This window comes from Streptomyces roseus, from assembly GCF_001044425.1.
Classification (GTDB): Bacteria; Actinomycetota; Actinomycetes; order Streptomycetales; family Streptomycetaceae; genus Streptomyces; species Streptomyces roseus.
Genome location: NZ_LFML01000163.1, coordinates 1 through 20,001 on the forward strand (window position 1 = coordinate 1; position 20,001 = coordinate 20,001).

Below are 20,001 nucleotides of genomic sequence, written 5' to 3' on the forward strand. Positions count from 1 at the left end.
CCCGCCCCCGGCTCCGCTTCTGCCTCCGCCCCCGCCCCGCCCGCCGTGATCGGCGGCGCACCGGCCACCCCCGACGGCCCGGCCAGCTACGTCAACGCCGTCGCCTGCAGCCCCGACGGGCAGTGGCTGGCGACCGGCAGCGCGGACAACCAGGTGCGCCTGTACGACGCCAGGACGCGCGTCCTCGCCGGCGTGTTCCCGCACCCCGGCCCCGTCACCTCGCTCTCCTTCCATCCCGGCGGCCGACAGCTGGTGTCGGCCGCCGCCGACGGGACCGTACGCCTGTGGCAGCTGCCTCCCCGCCCGCTCCGCGGCTTCCAGGGCACGGTCAACGCGATCGGCTACGCGCCGGACGGGAAGCTGCTCGCCGTCGCGGGGCGCGACGTACAGCTGTGGGACCTCTCCGACCCCTGGAGCCCGCGCCCGGTCGGGCAGCCCCTCACCAATCCCACGGGGTACTCGGCGACGGTCTCCTTCACCCCGGACGGCCGCACCCTCGCGGTGGGAGGCCGGGAGGGCAAGCTGTGGCTGTGGGACCTCTCCCGCCCCGACCGCGCCGTGCCCTACGGAGAACCCCTGCCGGGCGGCACCGGAACCATCCAGTCCGCCGCCTTCGACCGGACGGGCCGGATCCTGGCCGTGGGCAGCGAGGGCCGGACCGTACGCCTGTGGAACACGGCGGACCCGGCGCACCCGCAGTTCTCGGCGGAACTGTCCGAGCCGACGAACTACGTCTATTCGGTGGCGTTCAGCCCGGACGGGCGGTGGCTCGCCGCCGGCACGGTCGACAAGCAGGTGCTGCTGTGGCGGCTCCCGCGGGGCGGCGGCCGCCCGGTGCCGGAGTCCACCCTGCGGGGGCCGGGCAGCTACGTCATGTCCGTCGCGTTCAGCCCCGACAGCAAGATCCTGGCGGCCGGCACCGCCGACCGCGACGTGTGGCTGTGGGACGTGAGCGGGGACCACCCGCGCACCGCCGGGCCGACCCTGACGGGCCCGAGCAGCTACGTGTACGCCCTGTCCTTCGCCCCGGAGGGCGGCACCCTCGCCGCGGCCAGTACGGACGGCACCGTCTGGCTGTGGGACACCGGTGATCCGCGGCGGACGCGGCCCCGCACCGTACTGAGCGGGCTCGGCGGGAAGGCGTACGCCGTCGCGTACAGCCCGGACGGCCGCTCCCTCGCGGCCGGCGGCGCGGGCCCGGCCGCCCTGCTGTGGTCCCGCGACGAGGAGGAGATCGCCCGGAGGCTGTGCGAGCGCGCGGGGACGGTCATCACCGCTCAGGAGTGGGCCCAGCTCGTCCCCGGACTGCCGTACGCGCCGCCGTGCAGGTGAAGGGCCAGGCGGCCGGCCTGTACGGAGTTGTACGGACCACCGTACGGGTCTGGTCGAGCCGCGCTCGATTCCTTCCCCCGGCCGCCGTCGGGATGGCTCCCTGGTGGAGCGCCGCCGGATCGGCCGGGGCGCTCCACACCACCGCGAGTCTCCGAGGAGAACGACGATGCGCAAGACGTCCACCACCCTGCGGTCCCGAGCCGGACTCGCCGCCGCCGCGGCCGCCGTCGCCCTGACCGGTCTGCTCGCCGGCGCCGGCGGCGCCGACGCGGCCGGCAGTTACATCTCGTCCAACAGCGGCGGGGCGAACGAACGCACCTGCGCCAACACCGGGTGCGGTTCGCTCGGTTACCTGTCCAACGGGACCGGCGTCACGATGCTGTGCTGGACCGACAGCCAGTGGGTCTACCCGCCGAGCTCGAACTACGCCTCGAACCGCTGGTTCCGCGTCTCCAGCTACGTGGGGACCGGCTACGTCCACTCGTCGCTGGTGGCCGGCCAGACCAGCGTCGGCCACTGCTGACGGTCCCACCGGCTCGCCTCCCGCCTCCCGGCTCCCGGTCCCCGACTCCGGGGGCCGGGAGCCGGCGCGTGCGGCCACCGCTCCGCGGACGAGGCCTCCGCACTCCGGGGGCTCTGGACGCCGATGGTGACCGCCTCTTGGCCGCGACCCGCCCGACCGCGGAGCAGTTCGCCGGACGACACCTGGGATCGGCTCGCGTGTTTGCGACCGGAAGTGCCCAGGGCTCTGAGAGTGTTGAGGTGAGTTGCCGCAATACCGCAGCCGCGTGCCGCGTAACGCCTTTGTCGACCGGGAGAGAAGTGTGACCATCAAGGACATCGGGCCGGAACCGCAAAGCTTCGACCTTGAGAAGGCGACGCTCGAGAACTCGAACTACCGCGCGGTCGCCTGGTCCGGGAAGTACCTCCAGCTGACCCTCATGTCGATCCCGGCGGGCGAGGACATCGGCCTGGAGGCGCACCCGGAGACAGACCAGTTCCTACGTCTGGACGCGGGCCGGGGCCGCGTTCAGATGGGCCGCACGAAGGACCAACTCGACTTCGACCGGGAGGTCGAGGACGGATGGGCGATCTTCGTGCCCGCCGGCACCTGGCACAACGTCACCAACATCGGTGACGAGCCCCTACAGCTCTACGCCGTTTACGCGCCGGTCCACCACGCGCCGGGCAAGGTCCATGAGACGGCCGCCGACGCCGAGCGCGACGAGGACTCGGGCGACGACGAACCGCCGAGCTGGTCGGTGCAGCCCGTACGGCAGCCGTCGGACAAGCACGCCTGACCAGCGAACGCAGGCGATAGCGAACCTCCGGCCCCTACCCGGGGGTTCCGCTTGGGCGTTGAACAGCGTCTTGCGGGTTCCTGCCCGACCGGCACAGCCAGGAGCCGTGCTCCGGGGCCGCAAGAGGGGCGGGCCCGGAGTCGAACGTGCAGTTCGAGTATCGAGCCCACGGGCCGGTACGACGCACCTACAATCGGCCCGTGAGCGAAGTCAAGTGCACGTACTGCGGAACCATCGGCATCGAGCAGGGCTTCGTCGAGGACAGCGGCGACGGCTCCCGCGGCTATGCGCGCTGGATAGCCGGGCCGCTAGAGCGAGGTCTGCTGGGCGGCGCCAAGAGGATGGGCCGCCCCCGCCGCCAGATCGACGCGTACCGCTGCCCGAACTGCGGCCACCTGGAGCTCTTCGCCACACAGCCCGTCTGAGCGCGAGGCGCATACGGCGCCCGTACGACCCGCACACCGCGCCCGTACGACCCGTACACCGCGCCCGTACGGCGCCCGCGCGGCCGTGCCCGGCTCCGGTCCGCTCGGCACGGGGCAGGCACGGCCGAGTGGTCAGCGGCCCCAGCGCAGCGCAGCCGTCTGCACCGGCGCGTCCCACAGCCGCAGCATCTCCTCGTCGGCCCGGCACAGCGTGACGGAGCACCCGGCCATGTCCAGCGAGGTGACGTAGTTCCCCACGAGGGCCCGGGCCACCGGGACGCCCCGAGCGGCCAGCACCCGGGCCACCTCCGCGTGGAAGCCGTACAGCTCCAGCAGCGGCGTCGCGCCCATCCCGTTCACCAGGGCCAGCACCGGTCCGTCGCCCGGGGCGGAGGTTGCCAGGTCGTCCAGTACCGCGCCGACGGCGAACTCCGCGATCTCGCCGGCCGGCATCATCGGACGGCGCTCCCGGCCCGGCTCGCCGTGGATGCCGATGCCCAGCTCCAGCTCGCCGTCGGGCAGGTCGAAGGTGGGGGTGCCCTTCGAGGGGGTGGTGCAGGCGCTCAGCGCCACGCCGAAGCTGCCCGAGGCCTCGTTGACCCGCCGGGCGACCGCCGCGACCTGCGCCAGCGACGCGCCTTCCTCCGCCGCCGCACCGGCGATCTTCTCGACGAAGAGCGTGGCTCCCGTACCGCGACGCCCGGCGGTGTACAGGCTGTCGGTGACCGCCACGTCGTCGTTGACCAGCACCCGATCGACCTGGATGCCGTCCTCCTCGGCGAGCTCGGCGGCCATGTCGAAGTTCAGCACGTCCCCGGTGTAGTTCTTGACGACGAACAGCACCCCTTGGCCGGAGTCCACGGCCTTGGCCGCCCGCAGCATCTGGTCGGGAACCGGGGAGGTGAACACCTCGCCCGGGCAAGCCGCCGACAGCATGCCGGGTCCGACGAATCCGGCGTGCAGCGGCTCGTGCCCGGAGCCGCCACCGGAGACGAGTCCGACCCGCCCGCCCTGGCGCGCGTCCCGCCGTACGACGACCCGCGCTTCGGCGTCCACGTCCAGTTCCGGATGGGCCGCGGCCAGTCCTCGCAGGGCGTCCGCGACCACGGTCTGCGGACTGTTGATCAACATCTTCATCGTGTGCCTCCCGGTCGGAGCCGGCGGTGAGCGGCCCGGGCGCCCTCCCGGATCGGGATCGCGACCAGGATCAGGATCAGGATCAGGATCAGGATCAGGATCAGGATCACCGAGCGCTGCGTGCCGGGCAGGCGCGTCCGCGCGGGCACGCCCTACGAACAGTGTGCTGCCGGGCCCCGGAGATCCGCGAGAGCTCGGACGACGCCCCGCCGGGGACCCCGGCCGCCGCACCCGCGGACTACTCCATCAGAGGGACGGGACCAGCCCGCTTTCCGGGACGGGTGAGCCGCCTTACGCTGATCCCGGGGGGCTCGGGGCAGTCGAATGCCGGTCTTCGGACGGGCGGGAAGCGGGCACCCATGAAAGAGCGCCTCAAAGCGTCAGGGCTGATCGGCGAACTCTCGGCTGAATTCGCCGGCACCATGATCCTCATACTCTTCGGCTGTGGTGTGGTGGCCCAGGTCGTCGCCGGCGGAGCCCTCACGGACCCCCCTGGCGGCCTCGGAAACCACGACAGCATCGCCTGGGCCTGGGGTCTCGGCGTGACCCTGGGCGTCTACGTCGCGGCGAGGCTGAGCGGCGCCCACCTCAACCCGGCGGTGACCCTCGCCCTCGCCGCCTTCAAGGGCTTCCCGTGGAAGCGGGTGGCCCCCTACGCGCTGGCCCAGCTCGCCGGGGCCTTCGTCGCGGCACTGATCGTCCGCTGGAACTATTCCGAGGCGCTGGCCAAGGCAGACCCCGGCCACACCATCAAGACGCAGGGCGTCTTCTCCACGCTCCCGGCCAACGGCAACCCGAACCTGCCGGTGCACGAGTGGGGCGCCCTGCGCGACCAGATCATCGGCACCGCGATCCTGCTCCTGCTGATCTTCGCGGTCACCGACCTGCTGGGCACGCCTCCCGGGGCCAACCTCGCCCCGTTCATCGTCGGCCTGATCGTCGTGGCGATCGGCATGGCCTGGGGCACCAACGCCGGGTACGCGATCAACCCGGCCCGTGACCTCGGCCCCCGCCTGGCCAGCTTCTTCACCGGATACGGCACGGCATGGCGAGATCAATACGGCAACCTCTACTTCTGGGTGCCGATCATCGGACCGTTCATCGGAGGTCTGCTCGGAGCGGGCATCTACAAGCTGCTCATCGGCAGGTTCCTGCCGACCGCGGAACCGGAACCTCCCGGACGCGTACCGGCACCGGACGAGAGCTGACCGGATCCGGGACGGGCGGACACCGCCCGTCCCGTCCCGGACGCCGGCCCCCACGCACGGCATCCCAAAGGAAGGCGGCACCCCATGGCTGACTTCGTCGGCGCAGTGGACCAGGGGACCACGAGCACCCGTTTCATGATCTTCGACCACGCCGGCAACGAGGTGGCGCGGCACCAGCTGGAGCACAACCAGATCCTTCCGCGCTCGGGGTGGGTCGAACACGACCCGGTGGAGATCTGGGAGCGCACCAACTCGGTGATTCAGAACGCCCTCCGGCACGGAAACCTGGAGGCCTCCGACCTGGCGGCCGTAGGCATCACCAACCAGCGCGAGACGACCGTCGTCTGGGACCCCCGCACGGGACGCCCCTACTACAACGCCATCGTCTGGCAGGACACCCGTACCGACTCCATCGCCGCCGCACTGGAGCGCGGTGGCCAGGGCGAGATCATCCGCCGCAAGGCGGGACTGCCCCCGGCCACGTACTTCTCCGGCGGCAAGATCCAGTGGATCCTGGAGAACGTCGACGGCGTCCGGGAGGCCGCCGAGCAGGGCCACGCCCTCTTCGGCAACACCGACTGCTGGGTGCTGTGGAACCTCACCGGCGGTCCCGACGGCGGCGTCCACGCCACCGACGTCACGAACGCCAGCCGCACCATGCTCATGGACCTGGAAACCCTCGACTGGGACGACGAACTGCTGGGCTTCTTCAACATCCCCCGCTCCATGCTGCCCACCATCAACCCGTCGTCCCACCCGGAGGCCTACGGCAAGACCCGCACCTCCCGGCCGCTGCGCGGGGCCATCCCCATCACCGGCGTCCTCGGCGACCAGCAGGCGGCCACGGTCGGGCAGGTCTGCTACGCGCCCGGCGAGGCGAAGAACACGTACGGGACCGGCAACTTCCTCGTGCTCAACACCGGCACGGAACTGGTCCGCTCGCAGCACGGCCTGTTGACCACGGTGGCGTACCAGTTCGGCGACAGCCCCGCCATCTACGCCCTCGAAGGATCCATCGCGGTCACCGGATCCGCCGTGCAGTGGCTGCGCGACCAGTTGAAGATCATCAGTAACGCCGCCGAGAGCGAGCGGCTGGCGAAAACCGTCGAGGACAGCGGCGGCATCTACTTCGTCCCCGCCTTCTCCGGCCTGTTCGCCCCGTACTGGCGCTCCGACGCCCGCGGCGCGATCGTCGGGCTCGCCCGCTACCACGACAACGGACACTTGGCGCGGGCCACCCTGGAGGCCATCTGCTACCAGACCCGGGACGTGGTGGAAGCCATGGAGCAGGACTCCGGCGTCCACCTCGACGTGCTCAAGGTCGACGGCGGAGTCACCGCCAACGACCTGTGCATGCAGACCCAGGCCGACGTCCTCGGCGTACCGGTCAGCCGCCCCGTCGTCGCCGAGACGACCGCGCTCGGCGCCGCCTACGCGGCCGGGCTCGCCACCGGCTTCTGGCGGGACACGGACGAACTGCGCACCCACTGGCAGGAGTCCAAGCGCTGGGAGCCCGCGTGGTCCGAGGAACGGCGCACCGAGGGCTACGAGGGCTGGAAGCGTGCGGTGGAGCGCACGCTCGACTGGGCCAAGGTCGAGTAGGTTCCGGCCGCGGGCCCGAGACACCGAGGAGGAGACCATGGTCGATCCGGTAGCCCTCTCACCCCGGGCCCGCACCCAGGCCCTCGCCGCGATGGGACGGGGCGAACTCGACGTCCTCGTCGTCGGGGGCGGAGTCGTCGGCTGCGGGGCCGCCCTGGACGCCGCCACCCGGGGCCTGAGCGTCGGGCTCGTCGAAGCCCGCGACTGGGCCTCGGGTACGTCCAGCCGCTCCAGCAAACTCATCCACGGAGGCCTGCGCTACCTGGAGATGCTCGACTTCCGCCTCGTCGCCGAGGCGCTGAGGGAACGCGGTCTCCTGCTCCGGTACCTCGCACCCCACCTGGTGCGCCCGGTGCCGTTCCTCTACCCCTTGCAACACCGCGTCACCGAACGTCCTTACGTCGGCAGCGGGGTCCTGCTCTACGACGCGATGGCGCGGGCCTCCGGCACCTCCGGAGGCCTGCCCCTCCACCGCCACCTGAGCAGGCACCGGGCCCTGCGCGAGGCGCCCGCCCTGCGCTCCGACGCCCTGGTGGGCGCCATCCAGTACTGGGACGCCCAGGTCGACGACGCCCGGCACACCCTCTTCCTCGCCCGTACGGCCGCTGCGTACGGCGCACTGACCGCCAACCGCACCCGTGTCAGCCGCTTCCTGCGGCAGGGCGAGCGGGTGGTCGGGGCCGTCATCACCGACCTGGAGAGCGGCGACGAGACGGAGGTGCGGGCCAAGCAGGTCATCAATGCGACCGGGGTGTGGACGGATGACACCCAGGCCATGGCCGGCACCCGCGGCCAGTTCCACGTCCGCGCCTCGAAGGGCGTGCACCTGCTCGTCCCCCGTGACCGCATCAACTCCCGGACCGGTCTGATCCTGCGCACCGAGAAGAGCGTGCTGTTCGTCATCCCGTGGGGCCGGCACTGGATCATCGGGACCACCGACACCGACTGGACGCTCGACAAGGCGCACCCCGCCCTCAGCTCCAAGGACGTCACCTACCTGCTGGAACACGTCAACAGCGTCCTGGCCACCCCGCTGGTCCCCGAGGACGTCGAGGGCGTGTACGCGGGCCTGCGCCCCCTGTTGTCGGGGGAGGCGGCCGAGACCAGCAAGCTGTCCCGGGAGCACCTCGTCGCCCATCCGGTGCCCGGGCTGGTCGTGGTGGCGGGCGGCAAGTACACCACGTACCGGGTGATGGCGAAGGACGCGGTCGACGAGGCCGTTCGCGGCCTGGACGAGAAGATCCCGGACTGCGTGACGCACCGGGTTCCGCTGCTGGGCGCCGACGGCTATCCGGCACTGTGGAACGCGCGGCACCGACTCGCCGAGCGCTCGGGGCTCCACGTCGCCCGTATCGAACACCTCCTGAACCGCTACGGCTCCCTCGCGCCTGAACTGCTCGCCCTGGTGGCGGAAGACCCCTCGCTCGGTGAGGCGCTGCCGAGTTCGGACGACTACCTGAGGGTCGAGGCCGTGTACGCGGTGACCCACGAGGCGGCCCGCCACCTTGAGGATGTCCTCGCCCGGCGCACCCGTATCTCCATCGAGTCCTGGGACCGCGGGGTGGACGCGGCGCGGACGGTGGCCGAGCTGATGGCGCCCCACCTGGGATGGGACGGGGCGCACCAGGACCGCGAGGTCGACCACTACCTCAAGCGCGTGGCCGCGGAGCGCGAGGCCCAACAGCAGCCGGACGACCGGACGGCCGACGCCGTGCGGCTGGGGGCGCCGGACATCATCCCGGTGAACTGAACTGAACTGAACTGAACTGAACTGAACGGTGGTATCGATGCTCCTCGCCGTCAGGACACCTACGCGTACAGCGCCCCGAGGCCGAACCCGAGCCCGAGCACGGTGAAGAGCGCTCCGAGTGCGACGAACACCCACCACAGGCCGTTGCCTCCGGCTGGAAGAACCCACTTGGAGGGGTCCGCGGGGTCGTAGCGGACCTCGACCCGGGTCCCGGCGGCAGGAGTCCTGGCGAGCGGGCGGGCCAGGCTCGCCGTGGTCTCCATGGCGCGGCCGTCCGCCGTGTTCCAGGCGACGACCGGGGCGTACGCCGTGGTCCCGGTGCTCCGGATGGTGATCGAGTCGTCAGAGCCCGCGCCCTGCATCCGCATGGTCGCAAGGCGGATCACCACCCCCTGGGCCCGCGCGCCATCGCGCAGCAGGCGCCGGGTCGTACGGACTTTGCAGTAGGACGCCGTACCGAGCACGGCACCCGGCACGGCAAAGGCGAGGGAAAGGATCCCCAGATCAGAAGAAGACGACATGACACCTGTTTTGGTTCGAAAGCGAGCGTATGGGACTGGTGCGCGACGAACTCACGCAACGCGCCAGCCTCGCACCCCGGTTCGAGTACTACCAGTCAGGACGCTCGTCACACCAGTGCCGGTTTCCCGGTCCGGATTCTGCCGTCTGCGCCGATATGCGTGGTCGTCCGGTTGTGGGCGGCTCCGTTGACGAGCGTGGCTGCCCTGCGTGCGGCGAGGTCGTGGACGGTTGGGCGGCTGCGGTCGGCCGGGACGTGTGGGAGGTCCCGCCGGGGAGCATCGCGACGAGGCCACGGCTCGGCGCCGGTGTGAGGCGGCTCACCGAGCTGTGCCGCCCTCGATCGGGGCGCGCAGGGTTCGGCACGCGGCGGTGTACTGGCGGCGGCCGAAGGCCCGCCACATCAGGCGGCCGATCAGGGGTGCCCGCTCCAGGAAGTAGGCCCGCTCCTGCGCGTCCGCGTCCTCGAGGAGGGCGCCGAGGGCGAGCAGGAGCTTGTCCTTGGGAACCGTTTCCATGCCCCGGCGGCCCACCGCGTCCCACTCGGCGACCGTCAGGTGCTCCGCCACCAGGGGCAGGACCAGGCGTTCCTCGTCGTCGAGGTGTTCCAGGAGCGCGTGCCGGTGCTGCTCCAGAGCCCCTGCGAGCTCCTCGGTGGTCGCCCGGTCGGGGCTCCGCTGCCAGGCGGGCGCGCGGTCGGTGACCTCGGCCAGGCTCCGGTCGATCCGAGCGTGCTGCTCCTCCATGCGCACGACGATGTCCGCGCCCTCGGCGACGGCCTCGGCCCGCTCGCGCAGCAGCGGCCAGATCGTCTCGTCCTCGACGGTGTGGTGGTGGTGCAGCCCCGTGACGTACTCGGCCAGGTGCTCGCCGACGACCTCTGCCCGCCCCGTCGCGCCTTCGGGTACGGCCCGCACCAGGCGGGGCAGCAGGGCCGACTCGCGCCTGAAGACGCGGTGCACGACGACCATCTCGTGGGTGTACGGGCGGCCGGGCGAGGGACTGGGGGTGGTGCTGTGGGACACGCTCGATGCTCCGGGTGATCGATGGCGGAACGGGCGGGAGCAGCGTACGGAGCGCCGCTTGGCGTCCACTGCGCTCCACTTGGCGCTGGCTTGGCCGTGGCCTCCGCCCCCCGCGAAACCCCTCTGAGCAGGTGCGTTTAACCGTCGTCCAGTGATCGTCCCGGTCTTCTCCGGTAGATTCGCCGACGTGTTGCGCATACGAGTGCTGGGCCCCCTGGAAGCCGAGACGGAAGGCATGCCGGTCCCCCTGGGAGCTCCCCGGCAGCGGGCCGTGCTCGCCGGGCTGCTCGCCGCCCGGGGCGCCGTGGTCTCGGTCGACCGGCTCGCCGAGGACCTGTGGCGCGGCACCCCGCCCGCGAAGGCCAGCGCCTCCCTGCAGGCCTACGTTTCCAACCTGCGCCGCCTCCTGGAACCGGAACGGGCGCCGCGCGCCCCCGCCGGCGTGCTCGTCACCCGTGCGCCGGGATATGCCCTGCGCCTGCCGGACGAGGCCGTGGACGCCTGGCACTTCGAAGCCCGGCTGGAGCAGGCCCGGCGGGCAGCCGCCCCGCGCTCGCGGGAGCTGCTGGCCGAGGCGCTGTCCTGGTGGCGGGGCCCGGCCTTCCAGGAACACGTCGACGAGGAGTGGGCCGCACCCGAAGCGGCCCGGCTGACGGCCCTGTTGGCGGATGCCCGCGAGCTCGCCGTCGCGGCCGACTTGCGCAGCGGGCCCCCCGCCGAGGCCGCGCGGGCGGCCGCCGCACTCGTGGAGGCGGAGCCGCTGCGCGAGGAGGGGTGGCGGCTGCTCGCGCTCGCGCACTGGGCCTGCGGACGCCAGGCGGACGCGTTGACCGCGCTGCGCCGCGCGCGGGCCGTGCTGCGGGAGGAGCTGGGCTGCGATCCGTCGCCCGTCCTGACCCGCGTCGAACAAGCCGTCCTGGAGCAGCGCCTGGACCTCCTGCGCGCCGAGGTGTCACCGGGCATCGACCCGGCGGGCGGCCTCGACGCGTCGCATGCGGCCGGTGTCCCTGTAACCGCGGCCCCCGCGGCCGCTGTCCTTGCCCGTATCCCTGCCCCTGCCCCTGCCCGTACCCCGGGCCCCGCCCTCGCCGTCGTACGGACGCCACCGGCGCCGGCCGGGTCCGAGGCGGCGCGGCCGTTCCTCGGGCGGGCCGGGGAACTGCGCACCGCCGAGGCCGCCGCGCGTGCCGCACGGGCGGGCGGAGGACTGCTGCTGGTCACGGGGGAGGCGGGGGCCGGGAAGTCGGCCTTCCTCGCCCGGTTCGCCGACCGGCTGGCCGGTGACGGCTGGACGGTGGTGGTCGGACGCTGCCCCGAATACGAGGGTGCGCCCCCGGCCTGGGCCTGGGTCGAGGCGCTCGGCGCTCTCGCCCGCCAGGGACCCCCCGCCGCCCCGGCCGAACTGGCGGTCCTGCTGCACGAACCGGACGCGGCCCCCGCCGCCACCCGGGACGAGGCCACGGCCGGCCGCTTCCGCATGCACCGGGCGTTCGCCGCATGGCTCTCCGCCGCGGCCGACGGCAGGCCGCTCGCCGTGCTCCTGGAGGACCTGCACCGGGCCGACGGGGAGACGCTGGCGCTGCTGGAGGCAGCCGCCGCGGTCACCGGCGTCCCGCTCCTCACCGTCGCCTGTTACCGCCCGGCCGAGGTCGGCGACCGCCTGGCGAAGACCCTCGCCCAGCTCGCCCCCCGGACCCCGCACCGGATCGCGCTGGGCGGGCTTGCGGCCGACGCCGTCGCCACCGTCGTCGCCGCGGTCTGCCGCACCCCCGCTTCCCCGGACACCGTGGCCGCGATCACCGCGCGCACCGGCGGCAACCCGTTCTACGTGTGGGAGAGCGCCCGCCTCCTGGACAGCGAAGGCGCCCTGGTCGCCCTGTCCGAGGTCCCCCAGGGCGTACGGGACGTCCTGCGCCGGCGGCTCGCCCTCCTGCCCGACGCCGCGCTCGCCGCCCTGCGCCTGGTGGCCGTCATGGGCGCGGACACGGACGCGGCGCTGCTCGTGGAGGCGGCCGACACGGACGAGGAAACGGTCCTCGAAGGGCTCGACGCCGCGCTCGCCGCCGACCTGCTCACCGAGCCGGGACCGGGCCGGGTCGGCTTCGTACACGCCTTGGTGCGCGACACCGTCTACACCGACCTGACCGGCGTGCGCCGCGCCCGGCTGCACGACCGCGTCGCCGCGGTCCTGCGGCGCCACCGCCCCGACGATCTGGCGGCGCTGGCCCACCACTTCGCCCGCTCCGGCCGGTCCGCGAACGCCCCCCTCGCCGTGGACTACGCCCTGCGCGCGGCCGAGCAGGCGGAACGCAGGTACGCGCACGACGTGGCCGTGGGGCTGCTCGCGCAGGCATTCGACGTACACGCGGCGGCCACCGCGGACCCGTACGCCGATCCCGACGCGAGCATCGCCCTGCTGGTGCGCCTGCTCGGCGCCCAGGTCCGCGCCGGCGCCACCGACGCGGCGCGCCGCACCCGGCAGCGGGCCGCGGACCTGGCGGTACGGGCCAACCGTGACGACCTGGTCGCCGCGGTCTACGGGGCGTGGACCGAGCCCTCGCCCTGGCGCAGCCGACTGGAGGGCCTCTTCGACCGGACGGCGCTGGCCCGGCTGGAGCGGCTCGCCGGCGACCGGGCACTGGACGGGGCGACCCGGGCCCGGGTGCTCCAGGTACTGGCGGACGCGGTGGCCGGTGAGGACGCCGCGCGCGCCCGTGAGGCGGCCGACGCGCAGCTGGCGCTCGCCGGCTCCTCCGGGGAGCCCCGGCTCCTGGCCTCCGCCCTGATGACCTCGGCCAAACTGCTGCCGTACGAACGGCAGGCCGGGGCACGTGACGCTCTCGTGGCCCGACTCCGCCTCCTCGCCGCCGAGCACGACCTGCCCGCGTACCAGTGGGTGTGCGAGCACTTGGACGCCATGACGGCCGCCACGCGCAACGACCCGGCGGGCGTCCGCCGGCACACGACGGAGGGGCTGCACCTCGCCGACCGGTACGGCATGCTCTGGGCGCGCGGCCTCAACGCCACCACCCGGGCCATGCTCGCCGCCGTCGAGGGACGGTTCACCGAGGCGGAGGAGCGGTACGCCCAGGCCGAGGAGCTGTTCCGGCGGGTGGGCGCGCACCTTGCGACCGGTCCGCGCACGCTGGGTCTGTGGACGATTCGGTTCACCCAGGGGCGGACGGCGGACATCGAGCGCAGCGTACGCGAGGTGCACGAGGAGGTCGGCGCGCCGGTGGCCGTGGCGCACGCCCTCCTCCTGGCCCGTCAGGGGCGGCTGGACGAAGCCCGCGAGATCCGGTTCCCGGCCCTGCCGGTGACGGACCACCTGTACGGCATCGAACTGGACTACCGCAGCGAACTGGCCGTCCTCTGGAGGGACACCACCACGGCGGCCTTGCTGGTCGGGCATCTGCTGCCGCTGCGGGACCAGTTCGGGGGCGCGGCGGGCGTGGCCTACGCCACCCGGCCGCTCGCGCACCCGCTGGGGGACCTGTACTGCCTGCTCGGCGAGAAGGAGGCGGCGGCCGACGCGTACGCGCGCGCCGAACGCGTCGCGCTGGCCTGGAACTCCCCCCTGCACGCGGCGTCGGCCCGCCGCGCCGCCGCGGAACTGGCCGCGGCACGGGGGCGACGCCGCGTCTTCGTGCCCTGACGAGCCGCTGGGACGCGGCCGTCACGCACGCCGTCGACGTGTCACGCATACCGTCGACGTCTCGTAGGACGCTGCCGCTGAGGCGGCGTGCGGCGTGGCCTTGAAGCGCCCTGCGCCCCCTGGTCGCGCTGATGCCGGCGCGGGCCGCGAGACCATTTCGACGCTACCCGCGTGCCGTGCACGCCCACGTCGCCCATCCGGTGGCGGGCGGGCGGGTGCCGGGGTCAGATCTGGGTGATGGAGAACAGGCCTTCGGCTCCGGTGAGTTTGAGTAACCGCCGGAACTGGGGTGTGGGGTTGCGCAGGCTGATGCTGCGGCCGTGCTCACCCGCGGTGCGCCGGGCGCTGATGAACGCGTTGAGGCCCGCCGAGTCGCAGAAGGACAGGGCGGCGACGTCCACGACGATCTCGGCCGGTCCGCCCTCCTGGGTGATCGCGGCGTGCAGGGCGGCGCGCAGCATCGGAGCCCGGTCGATGTCCATCTCACCGCCGACGCGCACCACAACCCGCCGGCCACGGGCCTCCAGCCGCATGCCGGGGTCGTTGTCTTCTTGATCTCCCATGCCGTCCACTATGCGACGGGCAGGGCCGCGGAGGCAGGAGCGGATCAAGTCCTTGGAACATCTGTGTGTGTAGTGCGGTCGGTTGATCATGTCGGGTCAGCGACCGTACGTCTGGTGACACAGGCTGGCGATTGGGGAGTTGGTCACGCCGTGCTCGCGGCGTGGCGCAGCTCTGTCATGCCGGCTCCGAGCCGGTCGGCGCTGTCGGCACATGCCCGACGGGCTGCCGTCCGTCGTTGCCCTGGTCGGCGTGAGCGCATGGTGGCGCGTGCTCGCCGGCGGACGTGGCTGGGCCCCGACCCGGGGGAGGGGTCGGGGCCCAGCGGGTGCCGCGGCCGCTTGTCGTAGCCGCTGGCGGGTGGTCAGTGGCGGAAGGAGTCCTTGACGTTCTCCTTGGCCTGCCGGGCGTTGCCCTTGGCCTGGTCGGCGTGGCCTTCGGCAGTCATCCGCTGGTTGCCGAGGGCCCGGCCGAGGGCTTCCTTGGCCTTGCCCTTGGCCTGTTCGGTGTGTGCCTTGGTCTTCTCGGTGCCCGACATGGGGACCTCCTCGTGATGTACCGGATTTGGTCGTGACACTCCCGTGCTCGCGATGGCCGGCTTCAAACCTCTTGGCGGCGTGCGGGTGTCTCGTGGCGACCTCTGGTGGGTCGCGATCGGGGTGCTGGTGCCGGCGCTGTGGCTGATCGAGCTCGTTGCCCGTCCGAAGGGCGGCAATGGCCGCTCGTACCGCGGGTAGCCGTACAGACCCCAGGCCGTACGCCTGTGGCCCGCCCCCTCGGGGTCGGCTCGTCTCGCCACCGCTGCCCTTCCCCCGTGAACGTACGCGGCAAGGGCTCGTTGTCGTCGTATGGCGCTGAGGTTCCGAACGGATGTCGCGGTGGTCCAAGTGCGCGCCGTGGCGGCTTCCTAAGCTCGACGGCAGAGGGAAACCCGGGCTGAGCCCGGACGGGGCAGCCAGAGGGGCGCGTGAAGAGACCGTCCCCACTTTTCGCCCCCTTCAGTGCATGAACGTAGGCAGCTCTTCGATCGTCCGAGAGCTGCTTTCTGAAGCCCGGCAGTCGGACAGTGCTGCCGTGGGAAGCGGAGACATGATGGGCAAGAGGCTTTACGACCATGTCGTGGTGGGAGCGGGTACAGCGGGGTGCGTGATCGCCTCCCGGCTCTCGGAACGCCCCGATGTACGGGTGCTGTTGCTGGAAGCGGGCGCACGCGACGCGACCGACGCGATGGCATCTCCCTGGGGATTCCTGGGGTTCGACCCGTCATCCCTCTGGCTGAGCGCCTCGACCGTACAGGCCGGTACGGGCAGGGCCGCTGACGTGCTGCGCGGCAAGGCGCTCGGCGGATCGTCGAGCATCAACGGCCTATACCACCTGCGCGGACACCGCTCCGGATACGACGAATGGCCCGGACTCGGCGCACCGGGCTGGGCTTTCGACGATCTGCTGCCCTACTTCCGCCGCAGCGAGAACACTCGCAATCGTGACGCTTCCCTCCGGGGCACGGACGGGCCGGTCGTGGTCGCCCCGGTGCCGGAACCCCACCCCCTGGCCATGGCCGGCATCGACGCAGCGGCCCAGGCCGGGTTCCCACGCGCGGATGACATCGGCGGCGGGCTGGAGACCGGATTCGGGTGGAGCGACATGAACCTGCCCGGCGGCGCCCGACAGAGCGCCGCCGACGCCTACATCCGTCCGTACTTCGACCGCCCGAACCTCGACGTCGTCACCGACGCGACCGTGCAGCGGCTGCGCACCGCCGCGGGCCGCTGCACGGGCGTCGAGTACGTCAAGGGCGGCCGGCAAGTGTCCGTCGAGAGTGCCGAGGTGGTACTGACCGCGGGGGCCATAGGTTCCGCACACCTTCTGATGCTGTCCGGGATCGGCCCCGCCCGCCACCTCGACGAACACGGCATCGACGTCGTCGCTGACCTGCCGGGAGTGGGCTCGCACCTGCAGGACCATCCCTTGGCGGGCGTGGTGTACGAGGCCATGCGGCCCGTACCGTTCGTTCCAGGAAATCCGCCGGCCGAGATGATGGGCCTGCTGTACAGCGATGCCGCCGCGGCCCGCCCGGACCTTCAGGTCTACGTCGTCGCCGCACCGCTCCCCTCGCCTTGGGGCCGGGCGCCGGCCAACGGCTACTCCATCGCCTTCTCCGCGATGGCGCCGCACAGCAGCGGCACCGTGCGCCTCGCGGACGCCGACCCCGCCGGCGCGCCCGTAGTCGATCCCGGATACCTGAGTGATGACCGCGATCTGGCGGTCATGCGCAAGGGCCTGGCCCTGGCACGCCGCATCGGGGAGGCCGACGCGTTCGCCGACTGGCGCAAGCAGGAAGCGGTGCCGGGCTCCGCGACGAGCGGCGAATCCGTGGACGAGTTCATCCGCAAGGCCACCGGCCCCTACTTCCACTTCACAGGCACCTGCCGCATGGGAACCGACGCCGACGCCGTCGTCGACCCTGCCACCCTTCGCGTCCATGGGCTGGAGGGACTGCGGGTCGCCGATGCCTCGGTGATGCCGTCCATCCCGTCGGCCAACGCCAACGCGACCGTCTACGCCATCGCCGAACGGGCCGCCGAGCTGCTCGCCTGAGCCCTCGTCAGCGCCCACTGCGCTTCCCCAAGCCCTCACCCCCCCGGTCAAACGGAGTACCACCATGCCCGAAACACTTCAGACCACTGATGTCGCCAAGTCCGACGCCGACCTGCTGGACCACACCGCGATCGCCGTGCGCGCAGCGGGTTCGGCGCTGCGCGAGCGCTTCGGCGACGTCGTCCGCTACGAGACGCGCGAGGAGCTGATGAGCGCGCTCGCCGTCAACGACGACACGGCCCTCGACATCCTGCGCCCTCGGCTCGCGCAGCTGCGCCCGGACGCCGGCTGGGTGGAGGACGAACTCGACGGCGGGGCGCTGCCGCCCGGCGAGTGGTGGGTGGTGGATCCGGCCGAGGGCAATGTCAACCACCTGCACGCGCTGCCGGAATGGGCGGTCACCGCCACCCTCGTACGGGAGAACCGGCCCGTCCTGACCGTGGTCCACCTGCCGCTGACCGGCGAGACCTACACCGCGCTCGCCGGAGCCGGCGCCCACCTCGATGGCCGCCCCTTGCACGTCTCGCAGACCGCGGATCTCGGCCTGAGCATCGTCGCCACCAGCCAGGCCCGGCCCGACGAGAACGAGGAGGTCGTACGGCGCGTCGGCGCTTCGATCACCGCGATGCTCTTCGACGCCCTCGTCGTCCGCACCTCCGTCCCCGCCACCCTGCACCTGGCGAACGTGGCCGCCGGCAGGACCGACGCCTTCTGGCAGTTCGCCGGGGCTCGCGCGGACCTGCTCCCCGGGGCGCTGCTCGTCACCGAGGCCGGCGGACGGATCTCCGACGCCGAAGGCCGCCCCTGGACCCCCGAGAGCAACAGCTTCCTGGCCGCCGCACCCGGCGTCCACGCCGAGGCCGTCGCCACCCTCTCAGGCTGACCCACACACGCCGACCCGCACCCGCTGACACGCACCACCCCATGCACGAACGGAAAGACCGGATCACCATGACCACAATCGCAGTTCTCGGAAACGGCCGCGTCGGCGGCAACCTGGCCACAGCCCTCAGCCGGGCAGGGCACGAGGTGACGGTGGTGGACCGCGCGCCGGGCGCCGCCGCGCACGCGGCCCGGGAAGCTCGGATCGTCATCAACGCCACTCCGGGCGCGGGCTCCCTGGAACGCCTCGCCGCCCTGCGTGAGGAACTGCACGGCAAAATCCTCGTCGACGTCTCCAACGCCACCACCGACGGTACGGACGGCCTGCCCGAAGACCTGATCTACCACGGCTCCAGCCTTGCCGAGCGGCTCCAGGAAGCCCTCCCCGAAACGCACGTCGTCAAGACCCTCAACACCATGCTCTTCCCGGTGATGACTGCCCCGACCACGCTCACGCAGCCACCCACCGCGTTCCTCTCCGGCGAGGACGCGCACGCCAAGCAGACCGTCCGCGAAATGCTCATCGACCTTGGATGGCAGAAGGATTGGATCACCGACCTCGGAGGAATTCGGACCGCCCGCGCCACGGAAGCCGCGATCCTGTTCGTACCGCACGTCATCCGCGCCACCGGATTCACCCCCTTCGCGATCTCGATCGCCCGCTGACTGCCGAGCCGCGCCGGCCCAGGGGTGACCGGAGCAGGCGCCGGCATCGACGCATTTCCGCCGGCGCGCTCGGTGGATCATCGGACGGTCAGCCCATCTCGCCGGTCCGGCAGCATCAGCTCCGCCCCTCGACCGCATCCCTGTGCGCAGCCCGTAGGAAGATTGGCACGGTGCTCCCATGAGCCGTGGCGACGTCCTACGGAACACGATCACCACTGGTCGGCGTGCAAGCAAGGATGACGGGGGATCGGACAGGGATGCGCAGTACTGGAGCGGGAGGCGACAGCGCGCGCGGGGTGTTCGCGGTGGACTCGACCGGCCCGGGCGCCGCACGGCGGGGCCTCGACGCCTTCCGGCGCGGGTGGCAGACGCAGATCGGCGACGACGTCTTCCAACTGCCGGCCTTCAGCCCGGACACGATCGGCGACTTCCGGGTCAAGGGCAACGTGACCAAGGTGCACGGCGCGGCGATCGCCGATCTTCACGCCGCGTCGGCAACCCGGACCGCGGACGTTCCGGGCGGCGACCAGGACCTGGTGGCCATGTACGTAGTGCGGCGCGGGGCGTGGACTCTGGGCAGCGCGCCCGGGTACGGCGACCAGACGGTGTCGGCCGGGCAGTTCCTCGTCCGGCACCTCGGGCGCCTGACCGCCTTCGAGACGTCGGCGGATCTCACGGCGAAGTTCCTTGTCCTGCCGCCCGGCGAGCTCAAACCCCTCCTCGGGAACCGGGCCGTCACCGGGCCGGCGGCCTCGGCCGAGATGCGCTTGCTGACGGCCCTTACGGACATGATCCACAAAACCGTGGCCGACCTCGGCCCGGCCGGTGTGGAAGCTGCCCAGGGCACCTTGATCGAGTTGGCCAAGGCGGTGGCGAAGGGCCGGTTCGACGATGTGGAACCCCGGCTGGCTCCCGCCCTCGCTCAGGCGGCCAAGGACCTCGCGGACCGTCGGCTCGCCGATGCCGAACTCTCGCCGGCGATGCTCGCGCGTGAGCTCAACGTCTCCGTCCGTACGCTGCACCGGGCATTCGCCGCGGTGGGCGAGCAGGTGGGCACCTACATCCGCCACCGGCGACTGCATGAGGCCCGGCTCGCCCTCAGCGCGCCGTCGGGTCGCCTGAGCATCTCGGAACTCGCCGCACACTGGCAGTTCGCGGACGGCAGCCACTTCACCCGCGCCTTCAAGAAGCACTTCGGTCAGACTCCCACCGAGTACGCCCGCTCGACCGAAGGGGCCGCCCACGGCACCGGGCGCCCCGGTTCCGACCGACTTCACTCAGTTGGCCCCGGTGGGACCCCGCTTCGCAGGTCGAACGGGGGGTAGACGCGGCAGCACGAG

The 20,001-nt window shown here is 72.3% G+C and carries 19 protein-coding genes; 13 read left to right on the forward strand and 6 right to left on the reverse strand.

Features of this window, described 5'->3' with window-relative positions; translation table 11 throughout:
- The 4 genes from ACS04_RS34110 to ACS04_RS34125 all read left to right on the forward strand — a co-directional run.
- Positions 1–1,332: WD40 repeat domain-containing protein (locus tag ACS04_RS34110; RefSeq protein WP_048480759.1), on the forward strand; the 1,332-nt coding region annotated here is incomplete at its 5' end.
- Positions 1,333–1,498: 166 nt separating this feature from the next.
- The gene (locus tag ACS04_RS34115; RefSeq protein ID WP_048480760.1) at positions 1,499–1,855 is read left to right on the forward strand and encodes a hypothetical protein; all 357 of its coding nucleotides are present in this window, start codon (positions 1,499–1,501) and stop codon (positions 1,853–1,855) included.
- Positions 1,856–2,156: 301 nt separating this feature from the next.
- Positions 2,157–2,633 carry a cupin domain-containing protein gene (locus ACS04_RS34120; RefSeq protein ID WP_048480761.1) on the forward strand — a complete coding sequence of 159 codons (477 nt, stop codon included), beginning with the start codon at positions 2,157–2,159 and terminating at the stop codon, positions 2,631–2,633.
- 200 nt (positions 2,634–2,833) lie between these two features.
- Positions 2,834–3,058, forward strand: coding sequence for a hypothetical protein (locus ACS04_RS34125; protein ID WP_209441840.1), 225 nt, complete (start codon positions 2,834–2,836; stop codon positions 3,056–3,058).
- A gap of 132 nt (positions 3,059–3,190) precedes the next feature.
- Here the strand turns inward: ACS04_RS34125 and dhaK are convergent, their stop codons facing one another.
- Positions 3,191–4,195: a dihydroxyacetone kinase subunit DhaK gene (gene dhaK, locus ACS04_RS34130; protein WP_048480762.1), complete on the reverse strand. Its 1,005-nt coding sequence runs from the start codon at positions 4,193–4,195 to the stop codon at positions 3,191–3,193.
- The gene (locus tag ACS04_RS38515) at positions 4,192–4,344 is read right to left on the reverse strand and encodes a hypothetical protein (RefSeq protein ID WP_158977801.1); all 153 of its coding nucleotides are present in this window, start codon (positions 4,342–4,344) and stop codon (positions 4,192–4,194) included. Before ACS04_RS38515 ends, dhaK begins: the two co-directional genes overlap by 4 nt.
- A 210-nt stretch (positions 4,345–4,554) precedes the next feature.
- Between ACS04_RS38515 and ACS04_RS34135 the strand changes: the two genes are divergently transcribed.
- The 3 genes from ACS04_RS34135 to ACS04_RS34145 all read left to right on the forward strand — a co-directional run bounded on the left by ACS04_RS34135 (position 4,555) and on the right by ACS04_RS34145 (position 8,755).
- Complete coding sequence (locus ACS04_RS34135; protein ID WP_048480763.1) at positions 4,555–5,403, forward strand: MIP/aquaporin family protein; 849 nt, start codon at positions 4,555–4,557, stop codon at positions 5,401–5,403.
- An 84-nt stretch (positions 5,404–5,487) separates the two neighbouring features.
- Positions 5,488–7,005 carry a glycerol kinase GlpK gene (glpK, locus tag ACS04_RS34140; RefSeq protein ID WP_048480764.1) on the forward strand — a complete coding sequence of 506 codons (1,518 nt, stop codon included), beginning with the start codon at positions 5,488–5,490 and terminating at the stop codon, positions 7,003–7,005.
- A 37-nt stretch (positions 7,006–7,042) separates the two neighbouring features.
- Positions 7,043–8,755, forward strand: coding sequence for a glycerol-3-phosphate dehydrogenase/oxidase (locus ACS04_RS34145; protein ID WP_048480765.1), 1,713 nt, complete (start codon positions 7,043–7,045; stop codon positions 8,753–8,755).
- Positions 8,756–8,814: 59 nt separating this feature from the next.
- Here the strand turns inward: ACS04_RS34145 and ACS04_RS34150 are convergent, their stop codons facing one another.
- On the reverse strand, positions 8,815–9,276 hold the full coding sequence (locus tag ACS04_RS34150) for a DUF3592 domain-containing protein (protein ID WP_048480766.1): 462 nt from the start codon (positions 9,274–9,276) through the stop codon (positions 8,815–8,817).
- A 318-nt stretch (positions 9,277–9,594) separates the two neighbouring features.
- On the reverse strand, positions 9,595–10,299 hold the full coding sequence (locus ACS04_RS34155; protein WP_245236691.1) for a hemerythrin domain-containing protein: 705 nt from the start codon (positions 10,297–10,299) through the stop codon (positions 9,595–9,597).
- A gap of 187 nt (positions 10,300–10,486) precedes the next feature.
- Here ACS04_RS34155 and ACS04_RS34160 point away from each other — a divergent pair, with 187 nt between their 5' ends.
- On the forward strand, positions 10,487–13,954 hold the full coding sequence (locus ACS04_RS34160; RefSeq protein WP_245236692.1) for an ATP-binding protein: 3,468 nt from the start codon (positions 10,487–10,489) through the stop codon (positions 13,952–13,954).
- 224 nt (positions 13,955–14,178) lie between these two features.
- Here ACS04_RS34160 and ACS04_RS34165 read toward each other — a convergent pair whose 3' ends face one another.
- Positions 14,179–14,517, reverse strand: a complete 339-nt coding sequence (locus ACS04_RS34165; protein WP_063839345.1) for an STAS domain-containing protein — start codon at positions 14,515–14,517, stop codon at positions 14,179–14,181.
- Positions 14,518–14,879: 362 nt separating this feature from the next.
- Positions 14,880–15,053 (reverse strand): CsbD family protein, encoded by a 174-nt coding sequence (locus ACS04_RS37160; RefSeq protein WP_078865644.1) that lies wholly within the window; start codon positions 15,051–15,053, stop codon positions 14,880–14,882.
- Between the two features lie 43 nt (positions 15,054–15,096).
- Here ACS04_RS37160 and ACS04_RS38520 point away from each other — a divergent pair, with 43 nt between their 5' ends.
- The 5 genes from ACS04_RS38520 to ACS04_RS34185 all read left to right on the forward strand — a co-directional run bounded on the left by ACS04_RS38520 (position 15,097) and on the right by ACS04_RS34185 (position 19,986).
- Entirely contained in the window at positions 15,097–15,252 is a 156-nt protein-coding gene (locus ACS04_RS38520) for a hypothetical protein (RefSeq protein WP_158977804.1), read from the forward strand.
- Between the two features lie 355 nt (positions 15,253–15,607).
- Positions 15,608–17,113, forward strand: a complete 1,506-nt coding sequence (locus tag ACS04_RS34170) for a GMC family oxidoreductase (protein WP_107438794.1) — start codon at positions 15,608–15,610, stop codon at positions 17,111–17,113.
- A 64-nt stretch (positions 17,114–17,177) separates the two neighbouring features.
- Positions 17,178–17,996: an inositol monophosphatase family protein gene (locus ACS04_RS34175; RefSeq protein WP_048480769.1), complete on the forward strand. Its 819-nt coding sequence runs from the start codon at positions 17,178–17,180 to the stop codon at positions 17,994–17,996.
- Between the two features lie 68 nt (positions 17,997–18,064).
- Entirely contained in the window at positions 18,065–18,661 is a 597-nt protein-coding gene (locus ACS04_RS34180) for an NADPH-dependent F420 reductase (RefSeq protein ID WP_048480904.1), read from the forward strand.
- Between the two features lie 257 nt (positions 18,662–18,918).
- Positions 18,919–19,986, forward strand: a complete 1,068-nt coding sequence (locus ACS04_RS34185; RefSeq protein ID WP_245236693.1) for a helix-turn-helix domain-containing protein — start codon at positions 18,919–18,921, stop codon at positions 19,984–19,986.
- Positions 19,987–20,001: the final 15 nt, after the last annotated feature.

Bases quoted from the DNA above. Each gene is read 5' to 3' on its own strand.
- ACS04_RS34115 (WP_048480760.1), top strand. From the start codon at position 1,499: ATGCGCAAGACGTCCACCACCCTGCGGTCCCGAGCCGGACTCGCCGCC.
- dhaK (WP_048480762.1), bottom strand. From the start codon at position 4,195: ATGAAGATGTTGATCAACAGTCCGCAGACCGTGGTCGCGGACGCCCTG.
- ACS04_RS34135 (WP_048480763.1), top strand. From the start codon at position 4,555: ATGAAAGAGCGCCTCAAAGCGTCAGGGCTGATCGGCGAACTCTCGGCT.
- glpK (WP_048480764.1), top strand. From the start codon at position 5,488: ATGGCTGACTTCGTCGGCGCAGTGGACCAGGGGACCACGAGCACCCGT.
- ACS04_RS34145 (WP_048480765.1), top strand. From the start codon at position 7,043: ATGGTCGATCCGGTAGCCCTCTCACCCCGGGCCCGCACCCAGGCCCTC.
- ACS04_RS34150 (WP_048480766.1), bottom strand. From the start codon at position 9,276: ATGTCGTCTTCTTCTGATCTGGGGATCCTTTCCCTCGCCTTTGCCGTG.
- ACS04_RS34165 (WP_063839345.1), bottom strand. From the start codon at position 14,517: ATGGGAGATCAAGAAGACAACGACCCCGGCATGCGGCTGGAGGCCCGT.
- ACS04_RS37160 (WP_078865644.1), bottom strand. From the start codon at position 15,053: ATGTCGGGCACCGAGAAGACCAAGGCACACACCGAACAGGCCAAGGGC.
- ACS04_RS34170 (WP_107438794.1), top strand. From the start codon at position 15,608: ATGGGCAAGAGGCTTTACGACCATGTCGTGGTGGGAGCGGGTACAGCG.
- ACS04_RS34175 (WP_048480769.1), top strand. From the start codon at position 17,178: ATGCCCGAAACACTTCAGACCACTGATGTCGCCAAGTCCGACGCCGAC.
- ACS04_RS34180 (WP_048480904.1), top strand. From the start codon at position 18,065: ATGACCACAATCGCAGTTCTCGGAAACGGCCGCGTCGGCGGCAACCTG.
- ACS04_RS34185 (WP_245236693.1), top strand. From the start codon at position 18,919: ATGCGCAGTACTGGAGCGGGAGGCGACAGCGCGCGCGGGGTGTTCGCG.